Below are 24,420 nucleotides of genomic sequence, written 5' to 3'. Positions count from 1 at the left end.
ATGCCAATCTGTGGCGTGTAAGGAAACCCCATGTCTCTTGGAACCAAAATCGCGTGGGACGACACCGTCCTGCCCTTTCAACTTGATCTGTCGGATATGCGCGGCCGCGTCGCGCGGCTGGACGGGGTGCTGGACGGCATCCTGAAACAGCATGATTACCCCGAAAAGGTCGAGGCTCTGGTGGCCGAGATGGCCCTGCTGACCGCGCTGATCGGCCAGACCGTTGCTCTGCGCTGGAAACTGTCGCTTCAGGTGCAGTCCAAGGGCGCGGTGCGCATGATCGCCACCGACTACTATGCCCCCACGCAAGAGGGCGAGCCGGCCCGCATCCGTGCCTATGCCAGTTTCGACCGAGATAAGCTGACCGACGCCGCCCCCTTTGATCAAGTGGGTGAGGGGTATTTTGCCATCCTCATCGACCAGGGCGAGGGCACGCAGCCGTATCAGGGCATCACCCCGCTGGCGGGTGGTTCGCTTAGTGCTTGTGCCGAGGCGTATTTCGCACAATCTGAACAGTTGCCGACGAGGTTCTCGCTCAGCTTTGGCAAATCGACTGAGCCGGGCGTCGGTGAACACTGGCGCGCGGGCGGGATCATGTTGCAGCATATGCCCAAAGCCTCGCCCTTTGCCGCATCGGGTGAAGGCAGCGGTGAGATTCTGACGGCCAATGATCTAGTCGACGGGGATGAAGGTGAAAACTGGGGCCGCGTGAACATCCTGCTGGATACGGTCGAGGATCTTGAGCTGATCGGCCCCTCGATCGCGCCCACCGACCTGCTGATCCGCCTGTTTCACGAGGAACAGCCGCGTGTCTATGACGCGCAGCCGGTGCAATTCGGTTGCACCTGTTCCGAGGATCGTGTGCGTCAAAGCCTGTCGATCTACTCGGCGCGCGACATTGAAAAGATGACGACGCCCGAGGGCGACGTGACCGCAGATTGCCAGTTCTGCGGTGCGCATTACGTGCTGGATCCGGCCTCTGTCGGTTTTGATGCGGATGAGGCCTGATCCCACCGAACAGCTGCGGGCGGCGCTGCGCCGCCCCGGCCCGGGGTCCAGCGATTTCGACCTAAACCCCGACACGGTGCTGCCCGAGGGGCGCAAACTGCGTCCGGCCGGTGTGCTAGTGCCGATCTCAATCGCAAGCGATGAGCCTTGCCTGATCCTGACGAAACGGTCCTCGGCGCTGAAACATCATCCGGGCCAGATCGCCTTTCCCGGCGGCAAACAAGACGAAGGCGACGCGGATGTGACCGCCGCCGCCTTGCGCGAGGCGCAGGAGGAAATCGGCCTGCCCAGCGACGTGCCGCAGGTTTTGGGCCATCTGCCGCCGCACGAAACCGTCACCGCGTTCACTGTGACGCCGGTTGTGGCAATCCTGCGAGACCCGTTCCCGATCACCCCCGAGCCGGGCGAGGTTGACGAGGTATTCTCGGTTCCTCTGACACATGTGCTTGATCCGGCGAATTATGTTGTCGAATCGCGCCGCTGGGGTGGCCACAAACGGTATTATTATGCAGTGCCGTTCGGTCCTTATTATATCTGGGGCGCGACGGCCCGGATGTTGCGGGGATTGGCCGCGCGGATGAACGAATGACACAAATCTCGGACGGTTGGGTCGCGGACCCAGCAACCCAAAAATTGTGCGCAGCCCTGACGGATGCCGGGGCACAGGCGCTTTTTGTTGGTGGTTGCGTGCGCAATGCGCTGTTGAAGGCACCGGTTTCGGATATCGACATCGCAACGGATGCGCGCCCCGAACGGGTGATGGAACTGACGCAGGCCGCGGGCCTCAAGGCCATTCCCACCGGGATCGAACATGGCACTGTCACCGTGGTCAGCCACGGCGTCCCACATGAGATCACCACCTTTCGCCGTGATGTAGAGACGGACGGCCGCCGCGCCGTTGTGGCCTTTGCCGACGCAATCGAAGAAGACGCCGCGCGGCGTGACTTCACCATGAACGCGCTATACGCCCGACCCGATGGCTCTGTATTGGACCCGCTTAACGGTTTGCCGGACCTGCAGGCGCGGCGGGTGCGCTTCATCGGCACCGCCGAAAACCGCATTCGCGAGGACTACCTGCGCTCGCTGCGCTTTTTCCGGTTTCATGCGTGGTACGGCGATATGGATGCGGGTTTCGACGCGGATGCACTGGCCGCGATTGCTGCCAATCTGGACGGATTGACCGGTCTGTCCCGCGAACGGGTCGGGGCCGAGATGTTGAAGCTGCTTGGCGCGACTGATCCTGCGCCCTCGGTCGCAGCGATGCGGCAGGCAGGAGTGTTGGCGCAGGTGCTGCCGGGGGCCGAGGATCGCGCGCTTGCCCCGTTGGTTGCGTTGGAAGAACAGGCCGGGGCCACGCCTGACCCGATCCGCCGCCTGGCTTCCATAGCAACGCCCGAGATCGCCAAAACCCTGCGCCTAAGCAAGGCGCAGCTGCAACGCCTGACCCGGATGCGTGATGAAGCAATGGCCACCACCAGCATTGCCGAGCTGGGCTTTCGCTATGGCGAAGAGGGCGGGATGCACGAAACCCTGCTGCGTTGCGCCTTGCTGGAACAGCCTTGGTCCGAGGCGATGCGCCAAGACCTGCGCGCCGGGGCGGCCGCCGATTTCCCCGTTCAGGCTACTGATCTGATCCCTGAATTTACCGGTCCCGCGCTGGGTAAGAAGCTGGCCGAGCTTGAGGCCCGCTGGATCGCATCCGGCTTTGCCTTGACCCGAAGTGATCTGCTGGGCGGGTAGGCGAGGTCTCAAAAAGGGATGACAAGCCGAAAGCTTTGTGCTTACGTGCGGCTGTCACATGATTGGAGGGATGCGAATGTATTACGGGATCTGGTTCGGCTAAAGCCGGAACACTTTGACCCGTAGGGGTGGTGTTCTGGCGCCATCTGTCTTCGCATGACCTGTTATCTGCTCAATCTGGAGCATCCTCCATGTTTCGCTATTTCGAAAACCTTGTTGACCCTTTTGTCGCCTATCAGGAAACCAACACACCACCCACGCGGCTGTGGCCGTTCATGTTGGAATACACGCGACCGTTTTATCGGCTGTTCTTTTGGGCTGCGCTGATCTCGATTATCGTAGCCGGTGTCGAAGTCGGGCTGATCTACTATATGGGCCGCGTTGTTGACCTGCTGTCCGGGTCTCCGGCCGAGGTTTGGCAGGCCCACGGCACCGAGTTGATCCTGATGGCCGTCTTCGTGTTGCTGCTGCGTCCGCTGCTGCACGTGGTGGACGTACTTTTGCTAAACAATGCGATTTTGCCCAATATAGGCACTATTTTTCGTTGGCGCGCGCATAAGCATGTACTGCGTCAGTCCGTGGGCTGGTTCGAGAATGATTTCGCGGGCCGGATCGCCAACCGCATAATGCAGACCCCCCCTGCGGCGGGTGAGGCGGTGTTTCAGGTCTTTGACGCAATCTCGTTCTCGCTGGCCTATCTGGTGGGTGCTGCGATCCTGTTGATGGCAGCTGATCCGCGTTTGCTTTTGCCGTTGCTGATTTGGTTTGCATTGTACGGTTTTCTGGTACGCTGGACAGTGGCGCGTGTTGGCCCTGCGTCGCAGGCGGCCTCTGATGCGCGCTCGGCTGTCACAGGGCGAGTTGTGGACAGCTATACCAATATCCATTCGGTCAAGATGTTTGCCCATGACGCGCAGGAACTCGACTATGCCCGCGAAGCCATCGAGGAAACCCGCCGTACCTTCCAGATCGAGATGCGGATTTTCACCATCATGGATGCGGTTTTGGTCACGTTGAACGGGCTGCTGATCGTGGGCGTTGTCGGTTGGGCGATTGCGCTGTGGATGCAGGGCAGTGCCTCGGTTGGGGTGGTAGCGGCGGCCACCGCTTTGACCCTGCGGTTGAATGCGATGACCGGCTGGATCATGTGGGCGCTGACCAGTTTCTTTCGCCAGCTTGGCGTTGTGGCCGAAGGGATGGAGACCATTGCTCAACCCATCGATCTGCTGGATGCGCCGGGTGCCGAACCCTTGCAGCTGGGCAACGGCCAGATCGACATTCGCGATCTGTCGCACCACTACGGGCGCAAAACCGGGGGGCTGGACCACATCAACCTGACGATCCAGCCGGGCGAAAAGATCGGCCTCATCGGGCGATCCGGCGCTGGAAAATCGACCCTAGTAAAACTACTTTTGCGGTTTTACGACGTCGAACAAGGGGCGATCCTGATCGACGCTCAAAACATCGCGCAGGTCACGCAGGACAGTTTGCGCAGCCATATCGGCATGGTGCAACAGGACAGCGCGCTGCTGCATCGCTCGGTCCGGGACAATATCCTTTATGGCCGTCCCGACGCGACCGAAGAGCAGATGATCGCCGCCGCCAAACAGGCCGAAGCGCATGAGTTCATCCTGGATCTGCAAGACCCTCAGGGGCGCATCGGCTATGACGCGCATGTGGGTGAACGCGGTGTAAAGCTGTCGGGTGGGCAACGGCAGCGGGTGACGCTGGCACGGGTCATTCTGAAAAACGCGCCGATTTTGTTGTTGGATGAGGCGACCTCTGCCCTAGATTCCGAGGTCGAAGCCTCAATCCAGGAAACGCTTTACGGCATGATGCAAGGAAAAACCGTGATCGCCATCGCCCACCGTCTGAGCACCATTGCTCAGATGGACCGCATTCTGGTCATGGATGGCGGCAGGATCGTCGAACAGGGTGGTCATGCTGAACTGCTGGCCAATGGCGGGCTGTACGCGCAGTTCTGGGCGCGGCAATCTGGTGGCTTTCTGAACCCCGAGGCTGCGGAATGAAGCTTGCCGACCTGATCAACCCGTTCAAAAACACCGAAACGCCCCCGCCGCAAACGCTGGGGGCGTTCATTCGCTGGTGCCTGTCGGGCGCCTGGCCGATGATCTTTGTAGCCGCGGCCTTCTCAGCCACCGCCGGCGCGATGGAAGCGGGCACGGCGTGGATGCTGGGTCTTGTGATCGACCTGACTGCGGAAACCGGGCCCGAGGGCATTCTGAGCGGCCCCGCGCTGTGGACGATCTTAGGGGTGGCGGCGTTTTTCATGCTGCTGCGTCCGGTGTTTTTCGGGCTGTCGGCCTTTTCGAACAACTACATCGTCATGCCCAACATTCCGCCGCTGGTTCTGGCCAAGCTGAACCGCTGGACTCTGGGTCAGTCTGTGACCTATTTCGACGACGATTTCGCAGGCCGGATCGCGCAGAAGCAGATGCAGACCTCGAACGCGTTGGCCTCTGTCGTGTCGGAAACGATTAGTGCGATTGTGTTTGCACTGGCCTCGCTTGTGGGCTCTTTGCTTTTGTTAGGGTCTATTCATCCGCTGGTGATCCTTCCTTTTGCCGCTTGGCTGGTGGTCTATTTCCTGCTGATCCGCTGGTATCTGCCGCGCATCCGCGTGCGGTCGGCGGCACGGGCCGGGGCGCGGGCGATGGTGTCGGGGCAGGTGGTCGACACGATAACCAATATCAAAACTGTGAAGCTCTTCGCCCATTCCGCTTTCGAGGATCAGGCCGCACGAAACGCGATGGTCGATCTGCGGGAAAAGATGCTGGCCTTCGGCAAGCTGTCGGCCAGTTTCCGGCTGATCCTTATGGTACTGGCCGGGGTTCTGCCGGTTCTGCTCTTGGGCGTCACGCTGATGCTGTGGCGCAATGGGATCGCGACAGCAGGGGATATTGTGGCGGCGGGTGCGGTCTCGATCCGCATTTCGCAGATGACCGGCTGGGTCAGTTTCACGCTGATGGGCCTTTATGCCAATGTGGGTGAGGTCGAGAACGGCATGAACACTCTGGCCAAGCGCGACCGGGTCGAGGATGCGCCAGACGCGACCGTCCTTCGCGTGCCCGAGGGCTGGATCGCCTTTGACCATGTCAGCTTTGCCTATGGCCGCGATGTGGGCGGTGTGTCCGATGTGAATATGACCGTTCACGCGGGCGAGAAACTGGGCATTGTCGGCGCATCCGGCGCGGGTAAATCAACCTTGGTTTCGCTGCTACTCAGGCTCTATGATGGGGAAAAAGGCGCGATTTCGATTGATGGGCAGGATATCAGCCAGGTCACTCAGGACAGCCTGCGCAGTCAAATCGGCATGGTCACGCAGGAAACTGCGATGTTCAACCGATCCGCGCGCGAGAATATTCTGTACGGCCGCCCGGACGCGTCCGAGGAGGATATGATCGCAGCCGCTCAAAAAGCCGAAGCGCATGAGTTCATCCTGTCGCTACAGGACGCCCATGGCCGCACAGGATATGACGCGCATCTGGGTGAGCGGGGGGTGAAATTGTCGGGCGGGCAACGGCAGAGGATCGCTCTGGCCCGCGCCATTCTGAAGGACGCGCCGATTCTGGTGTTGGATGAGGCGACGTCGGCATTGGATTCCGAGGTTGAGGCGTCGATTCAAACCGCGTTGCACCGGGTGATGCAGGGCAAGACCGTGCTGGCAATCGCGCACCGCCTGTCAACGCTCAGCGAGATGGACCGGATCGTGGTTTTGGATCAGGGCCGGATCGTGGAAACCGGCACCCATGAGGCCCTGTTAGAGCAAGGCGGCCTGTATGCCCGGTTCTGGCATCGCCAGTCCGGTGGGTTCATTCAGGCAGAGGCGGCAGAATAAGGGCCCAAAGGGCTTTTGTTGCGCGCAAACCCCCGGTATCAGGCCCCCATGACGCAGCAATTCACCATAATCCGCCTTGGTCATCAGGGCGATGGCATCGCCGAAGGCCCTGTCTATGCCCCGCGTACCCTTCCGGGTGAGGTGGTTAGCGGCACGGTGGACGGTCAGTTTTTGCAAGATATCCGGGTCGAAACCCCCTCGGACCAGCGTGTCAAGGCGCCGTGCCGCCACTACAAGGCGTGCGGCGGGTGTCAGCTGCAGCACGCGTCAGACGATTTTGTCGCTGGGTGGAAAGTGGATGTGGTGCGCAACGCGCTGGCCGCGCAGGGGCTCGATGCGCCGACGCGGCCCATTCACACCTCGCCGGAACGTTCGCGCAGGCGGGCCACCGTCGCCGTGCGGCGGACGAAAAAGGGCACGCTTGCGGGATTCCATGGACGCGCGTCTGATACCATCACCGAGATACCTGATTGTCACCTGCTGGATCCGGACCTGATCGCTGCGATCCCCGTGGCCGAGGCGTTGGCCCTGTTGGGTGGCAGCCGAAAGGGAGTTTTGGCCGTTACCCTGACCCTGTCCGAGGGCGGGCTGGATGTGGCCGTGAAAGGTGGTAAACCGCTGGACGGCCCGCTGGAGCTGGCCCTGGCGCAAGCAACCGAGAAACATGGCCTCGCCCGTCTTAGTTGGGACGGTGAAGTCATCGCCATGCGCCAACCCCCCGTTCAACGGTTCGGCAAAGCGGCGGTCGTCCCGCCCCCCGGCGCGTTTCTGCAGGCCACGAAATACGGAGAACAGGCTCTGTTACAGGCGGTTTCGCAGGCCACGCAAGGGGCAAAGCGGATCGTTGACCTGTTTGCGGGCAGCGGAACCTTCTCTCTGCCGCTGGCGGAAGCCGCCGAAGTGCATGCCGTCGAAGGCGAATCCGCCATGACCGAGGCACTGGATCAGGGCTGGCGGCGGGCGCAGGGCCTCAAGAAAGTCACGACCGAGGCGCGCGACCTATTCCGCCGCCCTTTGATGCCCGATGAGCTGAAATCCTATGACGCCGTGGTCATCGACCCGCCCCGCGCCGGGGCCGAGGCGCAAACTGCTGAGCTGGCGCAGGCCAAACGTCCGGTGATTGCCTATGTTTCGTGCAACCCGGTGACTTTTGCCCGCGACGCAAAGACGCTGGTTAACGCGGGATACACCCTTGAATGGGTACAGGTGGTTGACCAATTTCGATGGTCGTCCCACACCGAACTTGCCGCCCGGTTCACCCTGAACCCCTAACCGCACAGGAGACCATCCCAATGGGGATCACTCAGCGCCTGCTGACCATCATCGAAGCCCCATGGTTTGGGAAATTCATCACCGGGGTCATCCTGTTCAATGCGGTGCTTTTGGGGATGGAGACCTCACCCACGCTGATGGAGGCTGCGGGCCCCCTGATCGTAACTCTGGATAAGTTGTGTCTTGCGATCTTTGTGGCTGAGATCGCGATGAAGCTGGTCGCAACGGGCCGCAGGTTTTTTACAAGCGGCTGGAATATCTTCGATTTCATCATCGTGGGCATCGCTCTTGTCCCGAGTGCGGGTGCCCTGTCGGTGCTGCGGGCACTGCGAATTCTGCGGGTGTTGCGGGTAATATCCGTTGCGCCGCGCCTGCGCCGAGTGGTGGAAGGCTTCATCTCGGCGTTGCCGGGCATGGCCAGTGTGTTCCTACTGATGGCGATCCTGTTTTATATCGGGGCCGTGATCTCGACCAAACTGTTTTCCTACAGCTTTCCCGAGTGGTTCGGTGATCTGGGTCTGTCGGCCTACACGTTGTTCCAGATCATGACGCTGGAAAGCTGGTCGATGGGTATCGTCCGCCCGGTGATGGAGGTGTACCCCTATGCCTGGTTGTTCTTTGTGCCCTTCATCATGGTCACGACATTCGCCGTGGTGAACCTGCTGGTCGGTCTGATCGTGAATTCGATGCAGGATGCCCACCATGCCGAGGATGAGGTTAAAACCGACGCCTACCGCGATGAGGTTCTGGAGCGGCTGGAAAGCATCGAGCGCCGTTTAATTGAGCACTCGGACATCAAAAAGTGATTTCAGTTTTTGCCGATTCTGGCATAATCCTTGAAAAAAACAGAGCAGCAGGCAGTGAAACATGGATCGTCGAGCATTTGGAATGGGTGCTGTAGCAACGCTGGGCCTTTCGGCCTGCGCGTCGGCCAGCCCAAGGTTTCTGACCTATGACGGGCCCGAGGTCACCTCATTAGTGATCAACAAGGGTGCACGTAAACTTTATCTTCTTCATAACGAACATGTCCTGAAGGAATACAAGGTCGACCTTGGCTTTGCTCCGCGGGGCACCAAGACCAAGCGCGGTGACGGACGCACGCCGGAAGGCACGTATCTGATTGATCGCCGCAATCCCAACAGCCGTTATCACCTGTCGTTGGGTATTTCCTATCCCAACTCGCAGGATGTGGCTCAGGCCAAGGCGGCCGGTGTTGATCCGGGCGGAGACATCTTTATCCACGGCCAACCCAACAAGCGGGCCGAGCGTAAACGGGCAAAGAAAACAGAAGACTGGACGGCGGGTTGCATCGCGGTCACTAACGAAGAGATCGAAGAGATCTATGCGATGGTGAATCGCGGCACGACTATCACGTTGCGCCCGTAGCCGGTTTCCATCCTCCGAACCCGAATTGCATATAGTCGCGCTGGTAGGCATCCTCTGCCAGCGTTTCGAGTGTTTCGTCGTAAATTTCGGCCAATGTGAATGGCGCGTCATCGGGGGCTGTATCCGGCATGGGTGGGGCATCATGACCCATCTCTCGCACCAGATCAGGAAGCGCTTTGGTCATTTCATCTTCGCGTAAGATCAGATCGGGCAGAGCGAACGACGCCATCCCCTCAAGGACTTGTGCCTGACTGCACCAGACGCCATCCACTCGAACAGGGGTTTGCCCGGCGAGGTTTTGGCGCAGAAACACCAGAAACGCGCTGAACGCTTCATGGTGTTGATCCAGTGAATAGGTTTCAGCGCGCACATGTCCCGGGATCGGGATTTTGAACCGGTTGCGCAGTATGTTGCGTATCTTCAGATAGGCGCCAGGTTCGGTACTGAGGATGTACCTGCAAAACACCGAATGTGCGCGGGCCAAAGGATGGCGCACAACGGTGAACTTACGATGCCCTTTGTTGGACTGAAGCCAGTGCCGGGTTTGCTTGCGGTTCTGGTTCGTCAACAGATCCTCGGGCGACACCCCGTCGAGTTTGGCCAACCACGCCTTAACCCGATCCTCGACACCTCCGCGAACTGGCAAATACATCACTCGCGTGTTCGGTGCTGCAACGTAATTGGCGACCGCCGGACCTCTTCGAGGTTCAAAATTGGGTGTGCGATGCAGATTGAAATAGTCCAGCCCGTGCAGGGATTGCTCGGTCTCGTCAGGGTTGGTGACTTTGGCCAGAGGCGGCTCGGGGTTTTGCGGCTTGAGCGTGTCGTCGATCCGGGACAAGCGACTTTCCACACCTAACCACTTGGCCAGACCGTTCAGAGTTTCAAGACGATGCAGGTCATCATACGAGATGTAGAAGGCCGTTTGGCCGCTTGCCTGCAAATGGTGCAGCAAAAACAGCTGAAAATCCTGCTGCTGGTCCAGATAGTCCCTAAAGCTGTGAGGATCGAATTCAACCTGAGCTTCGCGCCGGCGTTTTATGTTCTTTAACTGCCATTGCTTGGTTTCCCGCGCTATCTGCAGGGAAATGAAACTGTCCAACGGATTACGCGTCAGGATGATCTTGGCGCAACGGGGATCGCTCAAAACAGGCTCTAACACGCGGGAATCATGCCCTTGGAAAAAACGAAACCCATTCATTTCGCCGGGTGCAATCCTGATTGCTTCCAGCAGGCGTGACGGGTCGGCGTCCCGTTCGTCCAACGAAATGTCCAAAAGCGTGTCCGATTTAACGCGTCCGATGAAATGGGGATTGAACGCCTCGCCATGGCTTGTGACACCATCCAGTGCGTTCAGGTTCGCCTCGAGCAGGTTGGAGCCGGTGCGCATGGCGGCAAGGATGACAAAATAGTCGAAACGGGGCTGCATAAGTGGTCACTGCACCAGATAGGGTTTGTGATAGGGTCTTGTCCGTTTGCCGAACACATCATCAGCAGGAAAATCGCCCATCAGGTAAGGGTGCATTCCTTGGTTTTTTAGGTTCTGCAGAAACTGTCCAAAGCCGCTCAGGTCAACCATCGTCGGCGCGGTCGTCAGGTGGGCTTGGGTCTGCATTCCAATTTCGTCTGCCTCAGTTTGCAGGGGTTCCATGGGGGATTCGACGAATTCAGCCAGTGACCACGTTCGTACCCGCGCTTTGGTCCAGACCGAGTTCAGAACCTCGAGCTGCTTGGTTTCGATCTGCTGAAGGCGCGCGGCCTCGGCCCGGATATCCGAAAAATTCATATTTGACCGAAACAGAGATATGGCCCACGCCCCGGTCACGACCGAAATCTGAGCATTCTTGTCGCGCGCCAGAAACCAATTAAGCGACTGCGTGTCGCGAGGTCCGTATTGAAAACACTGGCGCTCGCCGCGCGTGTTCCAGATCAGATTAGACAGGAAGGCGGTTGGGTTATAATCCCGCAAAGTCGCGCAGTCGCTGAGTGCGCCATTCGAGATCGTCTCACCCCCCGAAAACTGGGCACGTTCCGGGGCAAAGAGATGGCCATGGACGCGTGCACCAGTCGTATCCGTCAGCCAGCTTTCAAAATCGTCGAACAGTTCCGTAAAGCCCTGAAACACTGAGTAGGGAAAACACGTCAGACCGTTCTCGCTGCCATGCCGGGGAAAGCGGCTTTGCATGTACAAGCCATCCCGCCCGCGCGTGCGACGCTCGACCGCTTTGGAAAACACTCGGTCGATCTTGCCGGGGCTTGGCTCAGCCGGAGTGACTGCGCTGCTCTGTTTGGTCAGAAAGGTCTGATACAAGCGGTCGGCATTGCACCAAATCTTGCGGGCCACAAAACAATCGGACCGCCGTAAAAGCTGTAAATGGTCGTCGTAGAATATATGCGGACGACCTTGGAAATCGAACTTGGACAAGGTCAATGACCGGCTTTCGATATGTGTGGAATACAATCGGGCGAGTGTTTGGAAATAGCTTTCGTCCGGGATCCACACCCGCCGGAAATAGCGATCATAGACCTTGCGTTTGGGGTCTTGCAGAATTGCGGACAGGGTCTGGCGTGTCAGACACCACCATTGGCTACCCATATGCGGAACCAGCCCCTCGGGAATGCTGCGACGCATTCCCAGTGCGCGTTGCAATTTGACATAGGCATCAAAAAGTTTGCGATGCCTGCGCCATGAAAACGGAAATCGCAGCGTAAAGCGTTCCTGATCCAGGCCGCCAATTGTCCAGCTTACGTCTGCCGTGGTTGCACTTTCGATGAAATCCACTCTGGGGCGTTGCGCGAGGTACTCGATCAGTTCAGGTACTGGTCGCAAAGGTAGGCAAGCGCCCGAGGACAGGTAAACATGGTGAACATCTGGGAACGCGTCCAGCATCAGTTCGGCCCCTGCCTGCGACGCCTCGACAAGACCCCAACTGCCCCACGGACATTTGTGACGTCTGGAGAACCGGATAAGTGGATTGTCGTCACAAGAAGCCACAAAATCGGAAAAGACCTGATCTGACACGTTCTGATCCACGTGGATCACGACGGGGCATCCCGACGCCGTCCAATGCCGCGCAACCTGCTCGGCCCGGTGCAGAGCCGTGTGTACCAGCATAACGACGCCCAGATTGCTCATGCCCAGTTTCCCTTGGACATAAGACCCAGAATCTCAAGCTGTCGCCAGTTGATGTACTTCTCGGACCACGTGCACCAAAAGACGGGCTGCTCGTCCAGGCCCTGCGCATAAGCCTGATATTCGCCGGATTTGCGATAATGCTGGCGACGGCCCATTTCTTCGCGGGCTTTTTCGCTCAGCGTATTGATCAGTTTTGCGTGCAGCAGCGCGCCGCTGGCCTTTTCGCCGCCCCATTCGTCATAGACCTGGTTCAACCCTCGTGGCAGCAGCGAATGAGTCGAGCTGACATAAGCATAGCGACGATCCCATTTCACCAGCGGGATTTTGTTAAGCGCTGGTGCCTTTGACGGGGTATCGCGAAAGAATACCCGTGCCCGCGGCCCACCTTGTATCCAAAGGTTTCCGTATTCCGGGTTCCGGGTGATCATGTAATTGCCGGAATCGAACCAATGGGCGATTTCGAACGGATCCTGCCCTTCGGTATAGACCTGTGCATCGACCGGGCCACGCGGGTACATATCCAGCAGCATCGTGCCAAAGCTGCGAACGGCGCATCCGTCCAGCCAATCTGTCAGTGCCCGCAGCGGCCGCGTGTCGCAAAACGGGTAGATAAAAAACTCATCCGGGTCCACGGTCAGAACCCAGTGCCCATGGGCATATTTGCGCAATAGGTAGTTCGACCAATCTATCCCGAAGGTCGCGCGCCGATAGCTGGCGTTTGTATGCCAGACCGAAACATCCGGCTGCGCGGCCAGAAACTCGGCCGTGCCATCGTCACTGTCATTGTCCACGAAAAGAAAATGGTTCACACCCAGCTTACGATAATATTCCAGAAAATAAGGAAGGCGGATTTTTTCATTCCGCACCACGCTCATCAGCAAGGTGTCGCGGCGTTTGATCTTGCCAGTGTTGTTCGAGACGGTCGAAAGCTCGCGTCGTTTTCGAACGCAGCGCAAAATACGGCGCTTGCGCCGCAGTCTCATTCGGTAAGAATCCAACAGGCTCACGTGACCGCCCAACCTTTTGATTTACGCGAGCATCCCCGGGGCCTGGATGTGCCAGAGTGGTGCCGGGTGATTGTCGAGTTATGCCATTTTTTCATGTATCAAAGCAATGCATTTACAAGTCGTTAGCCCCAGTGGCGGTTTCCCACTCAATTAGACCCATTAGTTTGGCTCGCTGCAGCGTTTTCCAACCCGTGTAGCGTGCGGATTGAGAGGTCCAGAGAGTCGGCCGATCGGCTATCCCGTCATAGTAGTCACCAAATTGATCTGGATCGTGGAAATGCTGTCGGCGGGTTTTTTCGGACTGCGATTTTTCGACGATCTCGGGCAGGAATTTCGTATGCAGCAATACCCCGGATGGGGTTTGGTTATTCGGCCCGTTGTAGGTGGCATTCAAGTCTCGGGGTAATGCGGAATGGCACGAGTTTACAAAGGCATACCGCCGCGACCAACGTATTAGTGGAATCTTGTTCAGGGTTGGGGATCGGTCCTGCTTATTTGAAAAGAACATGCGCTCCCGCACACCGCCCTGCACCCAGAGATTACCTAAAGGCGACTGCCTTCGTGATCTGTAAGGCGCCGGATCGAACCAGCTCAGCAGGTCGGTTGGGTCGGTTTCAGAGTTATAAGGTTCGGCACCCAGCGGGCCTTTGGGGTACAGGTCCAGCATCAAAGCACCAAAAGAGCGCTGTCCCCTTGCGTCCAGCCATGGGGTCAGGTCGTGCAAGGTCCGGGTGTCGTAGTCAGGATAGACAAGCAGTTCATCGGCATCCACCATCAAGGTCCAGTGCCCGTGACCATAGCGCATTTGCAACCATGTCAGCCAATCCAAGCCGAAGCGCGACGCACGATAGCTGGCCTGCGTTTGCCATAGCGAAACATCCGGTTGGTCGCGCAGCAGCTCGACCGAGCCATCATCGCTGCCATTGTCCACGATCAGAAAGTGGTCAACACCCAGCGCGCGATAATGGCGCAGGAACCAGGGCAGACGGGTGATCTCGTTGCGCAGAGTGGTAAAGGCCAAAATTGCGTCTTGTCCGATCCCAGCGGTCCGGTTTGCCAGGGCCGTTAGGTCGTGGCGACTGCGAAAGGATCGCCACAACAGCCGCCTCCGTTTCAGCCGCAACCGATACTTCTGCGTCCAACTGATGGGCGGAAGGTTATCGGGTGCGGGATCGGTCACCAAAAGCTCATTTCTCGTAATTGCCGTTTTGGTGCCACCGCCAGGCGTCGCCAATCATAGTCTCTAACGTGGATCTTTCCGGCGACCAGCCCAGTTCCTCCCCGGCCCGGACGGACCCTGAAACCAGTTTGGTGCAGTCTCCAGCCCGGCGTGGGCCGATTGAATAGGGCACCTCGCGGTTGGTGACGGCTTTGGAATGTCCGATCACCTCCATCACCGAAAAGCCCGAGCCGGTGCCCAGATTGAACACCCGGCTGCCCTTGCCCTGTTCCAGCCAATTCAGCCCCAGCACATGGGCATCCACCAGATCGCAAACATGCACGTAGTCGCGGATACATGTCCCGTCGGGCGTATCATAATCGGTGCCGAACACAGTCAGCCCGTCGCGCTTGCCGTCAATGGCATCCAGCATCAAAGGGATCAGGTGGGTCTCAGGGCGGTGGAATTCGCCCACTTGGCCCTCGGGGTCCGCACCCGCCACGTTGAAATAGCGGAAAATCACGTGGTTCAGCCCATGCGCGGCCTCGAAATCCCTCAGGATATCCTCGATCGCCCGTTTTGAGGCCCCATAGGCGTTCAGCGGCAATTGCGCGGTGTCTTCATCCAGCACCACATTGTCGTGCTCGCCGTAGGTCGCACAGGTCGATGAGAACACAAAGTTCCGGCAACCCGCGGCGACCGCGGCTTCGATCAGGGATAGCGAGCCGGTGACGTTGTTGGTCCAGTATTTACCAGGCTCGGACATCGCCTCACCCACCTGGCTGAGGGCGGCGAAATGCATGACGGCGGCGGGTTGGTGCTTGGCAAAAACCTCATCCAGCCGGGCGCGGTCCAGCAGGTCGCCCTGTTCAAAGGGCCCGAATTTCACCGCGTCCTGCCAACCGGTGATCAGGTTGTCATAGGTCACAGGTGTATAGCCGGCCTGCGCCAGCGCCTTGCAGGCATGCGATCCAATATATCCGGCCCCGCCGGTGACAAGAATATGCGTCAATTCAGTATCCAGTTTTCGAAACCGGGCGTGTTTAGTTCCTGTTGGATAAACACGCCAGCGTCAGTTTTATTCAATCCAGGCCCATCTCGGCCATCATCTGTTCCAGCTTGGGCACATCCTGTGGGTTGTTCAGCTCCCAGAACTGGCGGCCTTTGGCCTCAACCTCGACGCACAGAACTTTGCGGCCGTTTTCCATGAAGCGCAGCTGTTCCAGCCCTTCCAATTGTTCCAGAGGGCCCGTGGGCCATGTGGGATAAGCCGCCAGCGCATCTGGGCGATAGGCATAGACGCCCACATGGTGAAACACCGGGGTGTCGTCAGTGGCCGCATAGGACTGCGCGGTATAGGGCACCACCTCTTTAGAGAAATAGAGCGCGCTATGATCTGCCGCGAAAACGGCAGTGGTGCCACCAACCCGGCCATGTTTACGGTCGTTCAGCAGGCTGTTGAGCGCATCGCCATCGCAGCGCAGCACTGGCGTGGCAACCCCGGCGTCGGGTGCGGCGCGCAGGCCCGCGATCAGGTCCTCGACAAACCAATGCGGCGTCAGGGGTGCGTCGCCCTGCAGATTGACCACAATGTCATAGCCCGCGCCCAGATTGGCATGGGTCTCGGCGCAACGTTCGGTGCCGTTCTGGCAAGTTTCCGAGGTCATCACGACCTCGGCCCCAAACGCCTCGGACGCGGCGCGGATACGGTCGTCATCGGTGGCAACAACCACCTTGTCGACGCCCGACACCGAACAGGCCGCGCGCCAGGACCGTTCGATCAGGGTCATGGCTTTGCCGCTAGCCCCGGTCAGCGGCACCAGCGGTTTGCCCGGATAGCGGGTCGAGGCGTAGCGGGCGGGAATAGCGATGAGAACAGACATCAGGCCTCCTTCAGCTCAACACCCGGAGCGTAGGCGATGAAGAACGGGTTTGCATAGCCGTCCTTGCCGTAGGTCAGGGGGGAATGATCGTCGAACCGCACCACGTGTCCGCCCGCACCGGCCAGAACAGCGTGGCCTGCGGCGGTGTCCCATTCCATCGTACGGCCCACGCGGGGATAGAGGTCCGCTTCGCCTGTGGCGACCAGACAGAATTTCAGCGACGAGCCCGCGCTTTTACTGTCCTTGACCTGATATTTGTTGATGTAATCCTCGGTCGCCTGATCCCGGTGCGACTTCGACGCCACGATCATCAGCGCCGAATTGTCTGGTTTAGAGACTGATATCGGTGTCACATCCCCCGCTTGTGCCTTGTGCAACGTGCCAGTTTCCTCGACCGATTGGCCATTCGGTTGGGTATAGAACATGCGCCCTTTAGCGGGTGCATAGACAACGCCGCGCGTCGGCACGCCATTCTCGACCAAAGCGATATTTACCGTAAAATCGCCGCGCCGGTTGATGAATTCCTTGGTCCCGTCCAGCGGGTCAACGATCAGGAACGTTTCGCCTTTCTCCGAATGCGAGGCGGCCTGTTCCTCGGTCACCAGCAGAATATCGGGAAACGCAGCGCGCAACCCGGCCGAAATCAGAGCGTCTGCAGCCTCATCCGCTTCGGTCACGGGGCTGGCATCGGATTTGACTTTGACGTCGAAATCATCTGCCTCATAAATCTCCATGATCTTGTCGCCAGCTTCCAAGGCGAGGCGTCGAATGACAGGGATGAGGGCGTCGTAGGTCACAACAATGCTCCGTTCCAGTGATTTGTTGATCGAAAATTCTGACGGCCTTATGATGCGCCGGTTACGGAACGGCAAGAAATTCGTGGCAAATTGCAGGCGATTCAGCGGGAAAGAGTGCGTACGTGTTTTATTTTGAGCGAAATAAATCGCTGGTGGGCGGTGCCTTTACCACACTTGAGCTGATCTATCATGCGGTCGTGCGCAGCATCCGTTCGCAGCGGTCGAATGCTGTGCTGGCCGTAATTATGAACATTGTGCAAATTCTTGCGCTGGTCACGGTGTTCTATCTGATCATGACCTTGGTCGGTAAAATTACGGGTGTTGCAAAGATTCGCGGTAACCCGATCCTGTTTTTGTTGTCCGGGGTATTTCTGTTTCTGACCCATGTGAAGTCTGTCAGTGGTGTGTCTGGGGTTTCAACGGGCAACAATCCGATGATGTTGCATTCTCCGATGAACATGATGGTATCGCTTTTGGCAGCGGCCTTTGGGACATTATACACTCAGCTCGTTTCGATCCTGGTGATCCTGTTTGTATACCACGTCGCGATCGAACCGCTTGAGGTGCAAGATCCTGGTGGTGCGTTCTACATGCTGGTTTTGGCATGGTTCACGGGATGCGCTGTAGGCGTTGTGTTCATGGCGCTGAAGCCTTGGCTGCCAACTTTTGTGTCCATTTCCTCGACCGTGTACCGGCGTATGAACATGATTTTCTCGGGCAAGATGTTTGTAGCAAACAGTTTGGGAGGGTTTACTTTATTGATGTTCATCTGGAACCCGCTGTTTCACATTATTGATCAGTGCCGCGGGTTTGTGTTTCGCAACTACTTTCCGCGCAACACAAGTTGGGAGTACCCGCTGTGGGTCGGTCTTGTCTTGCTGCTGATCGGGCTGCTGGGCATTTTCTTTACACGCCAGCATATCTCGCAAAGCTGGGGTGCCCGCAGTTAACGTGCGACACGCAAGGTCAGATTGATCCGCCCCCCTTTGGGCAGCAACCGGGATGAACCGAACCTAATTCGGTCTATGCCATGATAGGCCAGGCGCGCAGGTCCGCCCATGATTACGACATCACCCGAGTTCAGCCAGATCGACTCGGTCTTGCCGCCGCGGGTGGTGTTGCCGATGCGAAACAGCGCGTCGTCACCCAGTGAGACAGACAGAACGGGCCATGAAAAATCCGCCTCGTCCTTGTCCTGATGAAGCCCCATGCGCGTTCCTTCGCCGTAGTAGTTGATCAGGCAGCAATCGGGATCGCGTTCGGATGATGCGAGGTCCCGCCAGATATCAAGGATGGGGTCGGGGATAGCAGGCCATGACATGCCTTTAGGGTGCAGATCCTGATACCGATATCCCGCTTTATCTGATACCCATCCCAAAGATCCGGCGGATGTCATGCGGACTGACATTTCCTTGCCCGAAGCCGTAGTTGGTCGAAACAATGGCGCAGATTTCAGAATCGGCCGCAGCAGATCGACCAGTTGCGCCTGAGCGTGCCCGTCCAGATAAGCTTTTCGTATATCGAAATCGCGCAAAAGCAGCCGTGCCATCCAAGATTCCCCAATCCTTGCCAAAACCTTGCAAAAAAGGCCACAGATTCCCGAAAACCTGCGATTTACACCGCTTGCAGGCTTTTGGTCTCGCCCTTATATACGCCGGGACGCGTCATGGTGTAGGGCCATTGCGCAATTGAGATCGAGGCAGGGATGCCATAACGGGTCCCGGCCTCGGGACATCGCCTTGAAGAGAAAGGGATCGAACATATGAGTAAAGTAATCGGGATTGACCTGGGAACCACCAACTCGTGCGTGGCTATCATGGACGGCTCGCAGCCGAAGGTCATCGAAAACGCCGAAGGGGCGCGGACCACGCCCTCGATCGTCGCCTTCACCGAAGATGAGCGACTGGTCGGTCAGCCTGCAAAACGTCAGGCGGTCACTAACCCCGACAACACGATCTTTGGCGTCAAGCGTCTGATCGGTCGTCGCGTGGATGATGCCGAAGTCGAAAAAGACAAGAAAATGGTGCCGTACAACATCGTGAATGGTGGCAACGGCGACGCGTGGGTCGAAGCCCGCGGTGAAAAGTACTCCCCAAGCCAAATTTCGGCCTTCACACTGGGCAAGATGAAGGAAACCGCAGAAAGCTATCTGGGTGAGGAAGTCACACAGGCGGTTATTACTGTTCCCGCCTATTTCAACGATGCTCAGCGTCAGGCCACCAAAGATGCCGGTAAAATCGCCGGTCTGGAAGTGCTGCGGATCATCAACGAACCGACAGCGGCTGCTCTGGCCTATGGTCTGGACAAGGAAGAAACCCAAACCATCGCGGTTTATGACCTTGGTGGCGGTACCTTCGACGTGACCATCCTGGAAATCGACGATGGTCTGTTCGAGGTCAAATCGACGAACGGCGACACCTTCCTGGGTGGTGAAGACTTTGACATGCGCATCGTCAACTACCTGGCGGATGAGTTCAAAAAGGAACACGGTGTCGACCTGTCGCAAGACAAGATGGCCCTGCAGCGTCTGAAAGAAGCCGCTGAGAAAGCCAAGATCGAGCTGTCCTCGACCTCGCAAACCGAAATCAACCAGCCGTTTATCTCGATGGGTGCCAACGGCCAGCCGCTGCACATGGTCATGAAGCTGACCCGTGCCAAGCTGGAATCGCTGGTTGGCGACCTGATCAAGAAGTCGATGAAGCCTTGCCAGGCGGCCCTTAAAGACGCGGGCCTGTCGGCTGGCGACGTGGATGAGGTTGTTCTGGTCGGTGGTATGACCCGGATGCCGAAAGTGATCGAAGAGGTCACCAAGTTCTTCGGTAAAGAGCCCCACAAAGGCGTGAACCCGGACGAAGTGGTTGCCATGGGCGCCGCTATTCAGGCCGGTGTTCTGCAAGGCGACGTCAAAGATGTGGTTCTGCTGGACGTGACCCCGCTGTCGCTGGGCATCGAGACGCTGGGCGGCGTGTTTACCCGCCTGATCGACCGCAACACGACCATCCCGACCAAAAAGTCTCAGGTCTTCTCGACGGCCGAAGACAACCAGAACGCTGTAACCATCCGCGTGTTCCAGGGTGAGCGTGAAATGGCTGCGGACAACAAGATCCTGGGTCAGTTCAACCTCGAAGATATCCCACCCGCACCGCGCGGCATGCCTCAGATCGAGGTGACCTTCGACATCGACGCCAACGGCATTGTCTCGGTTTCGGCCAAGGACAAAGGCACCGGCAAAGAACAGAAGATCACCATTCAGGCCTCGGGCGGTCTGTCCGACGACGATATCGAAAAGATGGTCAAGGACGCCGAAGAGAACGCGGAAGCCGACAAGGAACGCCGCGAGCTGGTCGATGCCAAGAACCAGGCGGAAAGCCTCATCCACTCGACCGAGAAGTCGATGGAAGAGCATGCCGACAAGGTCGACCCGACCACCATCGAAGCCATCGAACTGGCGATTGCCGCGTTGAAGGACGAGCTGGAAACTGAAAACGCCGACAAGATCAAGTCTGGCATTCAGAACGTCACCGAAGCCGCGATGAAGCTGGGCGAAGCTATCTACAAGGCGCAAGCTGAAGATGGCGAAGATGAACCGGCCGCAGCTGATGCCGCACCGGGCGATGATGACATTGTCGACGCTGAGTTCGAAGATCTGGACGACGACAAACGTAACTAACGGCTCACCGGGCCAATTCGGGCCGGTCCGTTCTCCGGGCCGGCCCATTTACGTTGAGGCAGAAGGACATACTGATGTCAAAACGCGACTACTACGATGTGCTCGGCGTAGCCAAGGGCGCATCGGCGGATGAGATCAAGAAGGGTTTTCGCAAGAAGGCCAAGGAATTGCATCCCGACCGCAACAAGGACAACCCGGACGCTGAGGCCCAGTTCAAAGAAGCGAACGAGGCTTACGACATCCTGAAGGACGCCGAGCGCAAGGCAGCCTATGACCGTTTCGGCCACGCGGCCTTTGAAAACGGCACCGGTGGCGGCCGTCCTGGCGGCGGCTTTGGTCAGGGCGATTTCTCGAGCGCGTTTTCCGACGTGTTCGACGATCTGTTCGGCGATTTCATGGGCGGCCAACGTGGCGGAGGCGGTGGACGTCGCGCGGCGCGCGGCTCGGACCTGCGCTATAACTTACGCGTGACGCTGGAAGAGGCGTTCTCGGGTCTGCAAAAAACCATCAACGTGCCTGCCGCTGTGGCCTGCTCGGCCTGTGATGGCTCGGGTGCGGAAGGTGGTGTAGAACCCACGACCTGCCCCACTTGTTCGGGCATGGGTAAGGTCCGTGCGCAGCAGGGCTTTTTCACGGTGGAACGCACCTGTCCGACCTGTTCGGGTCTGGGTCAGATCATCAAGAACCCCTGTAAATCCTGTGGCGGTGCGGGTCGCGTGGAAAAAGAACGCGCCCTGTCGGTCAATATTCCGGCTGGTGTCGAAACCGGTACGCGCATTCGCCTAGCGGGCGAGGGTGAGGCTGGAATGCGGGGTGGTCCTCCGGGTGATCTGTACATCTTCGTCGAAGTGTCGGACCATAAACTGTTCGAGCGTGACAGCGTGAACCTCTATTGCCGCGTACCTGTCAGCATGGCCAAAGCAGCCCTGGGTGGGTCGATCGAAGTCCCCACCATCGATGGCGGGCGTGGTCGCGTTCAGATTCCAGCTGGCAGCCAGTCTGGCCGTCAGATGCGCCTGCGTGGTAAAGGTATGCCCGCGTTGCGCGGTGGTGGTGTAGGGGACATGTTCATTGAACTTGCGGTGGAAACGCCGGTGAACCTGACAAGCCGCCAGAAAGAGCTGTTGAAAGAGTTCGACGACTTAGGTGAAGACAACCACCCAGAGTCCAAAAGCTTTTTCTCATCCGTCAAATCTTTCTGGGATGGAATGAAGGGCTGAAAAGCAGGGTAGGGGGCTCTGCCCCCGCCGCCCGTTCCGGGCGACTCCCCCGAGATATTTATAGCCAGATGAAGCAGGGGATCCGAACTTTATCTGGCCACAAGTAGCTCGGAACGTGAGGCAGAGCCTCGCAGAATCCTCTTGATTATTTCTCGCGTGCCTGAAATGTTCCGCACCAACCGTTGGGGTGCCTCTTGTGAGGGGCTGAGAGGTGCTATTGCATCAACCCATCGAACCTGATCCGGGCAATACCGGCGGAGGGAACGGTCGCCAAATTATGGACGTTTTCTACGCCACGATTGCCCAAGATAATCTGGAGCAACGATATGGCGTCTATTGCCTTGACGATAGCAGGTTCGGACAGTGGAGGGGGGGCCGGCATTCAAGCCGACCTCAAGGCCATGTCTGCTCTTGGAGTGTATGGCGCCAGCGTGATCACGGCGATCACGGCGCAGAACACGCGGGCGGTGACGGCTGTTCACAGTATTCCGTTGGATGTGATTGCAGCACAAATTGAGGCCGTGCTTAGCGATCTGGATGTCGGGGCGATCAAGATCGGGATGCTAGCAACTCCAGAAATTATCCGAACCGTGGCTGACAGTATCACCGGGTTCGGCGGTCCGATTGTGCTCGACCCGGTCATGATCGCCAAATCGGGTGACTCCTTGCTGGCTGAGGACGCGGTGCAGACATTGCGTGATGTGTTGGTGCCGTGTGCTTCTGTACTGACGCCGAATTTGCCCGAGGCGTCATGTTTACTGGGCTTGTCGGACGCGGAGACTACAGAACAGATGATCGAACAGGGGCTTGGGCTATGCGACCTTGGGGCTCAGACCGTATTGATGAAGGGGGGACATGGAAAGGGTGACGTCTGCCACGATCTTTTGATGGATCGGACGGGCTTGATCGCTGAATTCTCGGCCCCCCGCCGTCAAACCAAAAATACGCATGGCACCGGGTGCACATTGTCTTCTACGGTTGCGGCGGGATTGGCGAAGGGGTTGTCAGTTCCCAACGCAGTCGCGCAGGCGCACGAATACCTGCAGGGTGCGATTGCACAAGCAGATCGTTTGAACATTGGGCATGGTCATGGGCCGGTGCATCATTTCCACCAGGTTTGGCCTGCGTGACGATCTGGTCGGTCATAGGTTCGGGCGTTGCTGGTTTGGCTGTGGCCAGTGAATTGGTCTCGCGCGGGGCACAAGTGCAGGTTTTTGACCCCGGCGGGCCACCCGGAGCGCATGGTTGTTCTTGGTGGGCCGGTGGGATGCTAGCCCCATGGTGCGAGTATGAAAATGCTGAAGAGCCAGTGATGCGTTTGGGGCAGACCGCGTTGGATTGGTGGGCCGCGCGGACTCAGGTGCAACGGTGTGGGACGTTGGTTGTGGCCAATCCGCGCGACTTGCCTGATTTACGACGATTTGCGCGTAGGACTGAAGCATTCGTCGAAGTCGGTCAATCTGAAATCTCTGAGTTAGAGCCTGATTTACATGATTTCCCCAAGGGTCTGCACTTTGCGCAAGAGGCACATCTTGATCCGCGTCAAGCGCTGCATGACCTGTATCGACAGTTGCAGGATCAGGGCGTTGTGTTCCACCGCAAGCTTGCGCCTTCGCGGTTGGAAAACGCGATTGACTGCCGGGGGCTGCACGCGCGCGAGGTCTTGCATGATCTGCGAGGTGTGAAGGGTGAGATGTTGGTGATCCGCTGCCCCGAGGTCACTTTGACCCGGCCGGTGCGGTTGCTGCATCCCCGGATGCCACTTTACATCGTTCCGCGTGGTGGTGGCGTCTACATGCTGGGTGCGACGATGATCGAGAGCGAGGACAGCAGCCGCATCACCGCGCGGTCTATGCTGGAACTGCTCAGCGCGGCTTATGCGTTGAACCCGGCCTTCGGCGAGGCCGAGGTGCTGGAGATTGGCGTCGATCTACGTCCTGCCTTCCCCGACAACCTGCCGCGTATTCGGCGGTTGGGGCACATGATTTACGCCAACGGTCTTTATCGCCACGGCTATCTACTGGCCCCGGCGCTGGCGCAGGGTGTGGCCGATCTGGCGCTTGAAAATAAACATTCGGAGATGGTCGATGAAGATCGTGCTTAATGGCGAGACCCGAGAAATAACGGCTCTGACGCTGGCGGAAATGTTGGTTGAATGCGGATTCTCGGGCCGGGTCGCAACGGCGGTGAACGAGGAATTCGTTCCTTCGAGCCTGCGCATTGCGCACGAACTGGTAGATGGCGACCGGGTCGAGGTCGTCGCACCGATGCAGGGGGGCTGAG

General features: G+C 58.4%; 22 protein-coding genes and 1 riboswitch. Of the genes, 14 read left to right on the top strand and 8 right to left on the bottom strand.

Translation table 11 applies throughout. The features are described 5' to 3' along the window. The first annotated feature begins 30 nt into the window (after positions 1 to 30). The 8 genes from hslO to AC2FNR_RS01180 all read left to right on the top strand — a co-directional run bounded on the left by hslO (position 31) and on the right by AC2FNR_RS01180 (position 9,265). Positions 31 to 1,008 carry an Hsp33 family molecular chaperone HslO gene (gene hslO, locus AC2FNR_RS01215; RefSeq protein WP_170355637.1) on the top strand — a complete coding sequence of 326 codons (978 nt, stop codon included), beginning with the start codon at positions 31 to 33 and terminating at the stop codon, positions 1,006 to 1,008. Then, positions 998 to 1,597: a CoA pyrophosphatase gene (locus AC2FNR_RS01210; RefSeq protein WP_170755494.1), complete on the top strand. Its 600-nt coding sequence runs from the start codon at positions 998 to 1,000 to the stop codon at positions 1,595 to 1,597. The genes hslO and AC2FNR_RS01210 overlap by 11 nt, the downstream gene beginning before the upstream one ends. Next, positions 1,594 to 2,748 carry a CCA tRNA nucleotidyltransferase gene (locus AC2FNR_RS01205; protein WP_496847689.1) on the top strand — a complete coding sequence of 385 codons (1,155 nt, stop codon included), beginning with the start codon at positions 1,594 to 1,596 and terminating at the stop codon, positions 2,746 to 2,748. Before AC2FNR_RS01210 ends, AC2FNR_RS01205 begins: the two co-directional genes overlap by 4 nt. A gap of 191 nt (positions 2,749 to 2,939) precedes the next feature. Next, positions 2,940 to 4,778, top strand: a complete 1,839-nt coding sequence (locus AC2FNR_RS01200; protein WP_496847688.1) for an ABC transporter ATP-binding protein — start codon at positions 2,940 to 2,942, stop codon at positions 4,776 to 4,778. Further along, a complete protein-coding gene (locus tag AC2FNR_RS01195) occupies positions 4,775 to 6,607 on the top strand; it encodes an ABC transporter ATP-binding protein (protein WP_496847687.1) in 1,833 nt (610 codons plus the stop codon). The genes AC2FNR_RS01200 and AC2FNR_RS01195 overlap by 4 nt, the downstream gene beginning before the upstream one ends. Before the next feature lie 48 nt (positions 6,608 to 6,655). After that, complete coding sequence (locus tag AC2FNR_RS01190) at positions 6,656 to 7,879, top strand: class I SAM-dependent RNA methyltransferase (RefSeq protein ID WP_496847686.1); 1,224 nt, start codon at positions 6,656 to 6,658, stop codon at positions 7,877 to 7,879. Positions 7,880 to 7,899: 20 nt separating this feature from the next. Then, positions 7,900 to 8,685, top strand: coding sequence for an ion transporter (locus tag AC2FNR_RS01185; protein ID WP_170355643.1), 786 nt, complete (start codon positions 7,900 to 7,902; stop codon positions 8,683 to 8,685). Between the two features lie 61 nt (positions 8,686 to 8,746). Further along, a complete protein-coding gene (locus AC2FNR_RS01180) occupies positions 8,747 to 9,265 on the top strand; it encodes a L,D-transpeptidase family protein (RefSeq protein ID WP_480868943.1) in 519 nt (172 codons plus the stop codon). On the opposite strand, the gene AC2FNR_RS01175 is transcribed toward AC2FNR_RS01180, so the two are convergent. From AC2FNR_RS01175 to cysQ, 7 genes are all read right to left on the bottom strand, one after another. Beyond that, entirely contained in the window at positions 9,249 to 10,694 is a 1,446-nt protein-coding gene (locus tag AC2FNR_RS01175) for a nodulation protein NodH (protein WP_496847685.1), read from the bottom strand. The two genes, AC2FNR_RS01180 and AC2FNR_RS01175, sit on opposite strands and share 17 nt — an antisense overlap. A gap of 6 nt (positions 10,695 to 10,700) precedes the next feature. After that, positions 10,701 to 12,401: a DUF5927 domain-containing protein gene (locus AC2FNR_RS01170; protein WP_496847684.1), complete on the bottom strand. Its 1,701-nt coding sequence runs from the start codon at positions 12,399 to 12,401 to the stop codon at positions 10,701 to 10,703. After that, positions 12,398 to 13,384 carry a glycosyltransferase family 2 protein gene (locus AC2FNR_RS01165; RefSeq protein ID WP_496847683.1) on the bottom strand — a complete coding sequence of 329 codons (987 nt, stop codon included), beginning with the start codon at positions 13,382 to 13,384 and terminating at the stop codon, positions 12,398 to 12,400. Before AC2FNR_RS01165 ends, AC2FNR_RS01170 begins: the two co-directional genes overlap by 4 nt. Positions 13,385 to 13,520: 136 nt before the next feature. Then, positions 13,521 to 14,588 carry a glycosyltransferase family 2 protein gene (locus AC2FNR_RS01160; protein ID WP_496847682.1) on the bottom strand — a complete coding sequence of 356 codons (1,068 nt, stop codon included), beginning with the start codon at positions 14,586 to 14,588 and terminating at the stop codon, positions 13,521 to 13,523. Between the two features lie 7 nt (positions 14,589 to 14,595). After that, positions 14,596 to 15,579 carry a UDP-glucose 4-epimerase GalE gene (galE, locus tag AC2FNR_RS01155; protein WP_496847681.1) on the bottom strand — a complete coding sequence of 328 codons (984 nt, stop codon included), beginning with the start codon at positions 15,577 to 15,579 and terminating at the stop codon, positions 14,596 to 14,598. Positions 15,580 to 15,649: 70 nt separating this feature from the next. Further along, entirely contained in the window at positions 15,650 to 16,450 is an 801-nt protein-coding gene (locus AC2FNR_RS01150) for a 3-deoxy-manno-octulosonate cytidylyltransferase (protein WP_496847680.1), read from the bottom strand. Further along, positions 16,450 to 17,247, bottom strand: coding sequence for a 3'(2'),5'-bisphosphate nucleotidase CysQ (cysQ, locus tag AC2FNR_RS01145; protein ID WP_496847679.1), 798 nt, complete (start codon positions 17,245 to 17,247; stop codon positions 16,450 to 16,452). Before cysQ ends, AC2FNR_RS01150 begins: the two co-directional genes overlap by 1 nt. A 122-nt stretch (positions 17,248 to 17,369) precedes the next feature. Between cysQ and AC2FNR_RS01140 the strand changes: the two genes are divergently transcribed. Continuing rightward, positions 17,370 to 18,197: an ABC transporter permease gene (locus AC2FNR_RS01140; protein WP_170755481.1), complete on the top strand. Its 828-nt coding sequence runs from the start codon at positions 17,370 to 17,372 to the stop codon at positions 18,195 to 18,197. On the opposite strand, the gene AC2FNR_RS01135 is transcribed toward AC2FNR_RS01140, so the two are convergent. Then, complete coding sequence (locus tag AC2FNR_RS01135; RefSeq protein ID WP_480868958.1) at positions 18,194 to 18,796, bottom strand: alpha-ketoglutarate-dependent dioxygenase AlkB family protein; 603 nt, start codon at positions 18,794 to 18,796, stop codon at positions 18,194 to 18,196. The two genes, AC2FNR_RS01140 and AC2FNR_RS01135, sit on opposite strands and share 4 nt — an antisense overlap. Positions 18,797 to 19,009: 213 nt before the next feature. Here AC2FNR_RS01135 and dnaK point away from each other — a divergent pair, with 213 nt between their 5' ends. The 5 genes from dnaK (at position 19,010) to thiS (ending at position 24,419) form a co-directional block, all read left to right on the top strand. Then, complete coding sequence (gene dnaK / locus AC2FNR_RS01130) at positions 19,010 to 20,917, top strand: molecular chaperone DnaK (RefSeq protein ID WP_496847678.1); 1,908 nt, start codon at positions 19,010 to 19,012, stop codon at positions 20,915 to 20,917. A 74-nt stretch (positions 20,918 to 20,991) separates the two neighbouring features. After that, positions 20,992 to 22,137 carry a molecular chaperone DnaJ gene (gene dnaJ, locus AC2FNR_RS01125; RefSeq protein ID WP_170355653.1) on the top strand — a complete coding sequence of 382 codons (1,146 nt, stop codon included), beginning with the start codon at positions 20,992 to 20,994 and terminating at the stop codon, positions 22,135 to 22,137. Positions 22,138 to 22,310: 173 nt separating this feature from the next. Beyond that, a riboswitch (TPP riboswitch) is annotated at positions 22,311 to 22,417 on the top strand. A gap of 46 nt (positions 22,418 to 22,463) precedes the next feature. Further along, on the top strand, positions 22,464 to 23,267 hold the full coding sequence (gene thiD, locus AC2FNR_RS01120; protein WP_496847677.1) for a bifunctional hydroxymethylpyrimidine kinase/phosphomethylpyrimidine kinase: 804 nt from the start codon (positions 22,464 to 22,466) through the stop codon (positions 23,265 to 23,267). Next, entirely contained in the window at positions 23,264 to 24,241 is a 978-nt protein-coding gene (locus tag AC2FNR_RS01115; RefSeq protein WP_496847676.1) for an FAD-dependent oxidoreductase, read from the top strand. The genes thiD and AC2FNR_RS01115 overlap by 4 nt, the downstream gene beginning before the upstream one ends. After that, the gene (thiS, locus tag AC2FNR_RS01110) at positions 24,225 to 24,419 is read left to right on the top strand and encodes a sulfur carrier protein ThiS (protein WP_170355656.1); all 195 of its coding nucleotides are present in this window, start codon (positions 24,225 to 24,227) and stop codon (positions 24,417 to 24,419) included. The genes AC2FNR_RS01115 and thiS overlap by 17 nt, the downstream gene beginning before the upstream one ends. Position 24,420 lies beyond the last annotated feature (1 nt).

The organism is Ruegeria sp. SATB045 (genome assembly GCF_059613525.1).
The sequence above is the reverse complement of the archived record's forward strand: the minus strand, read 5'-3'. Positions and strand labels throughout refer to the sequence as shown.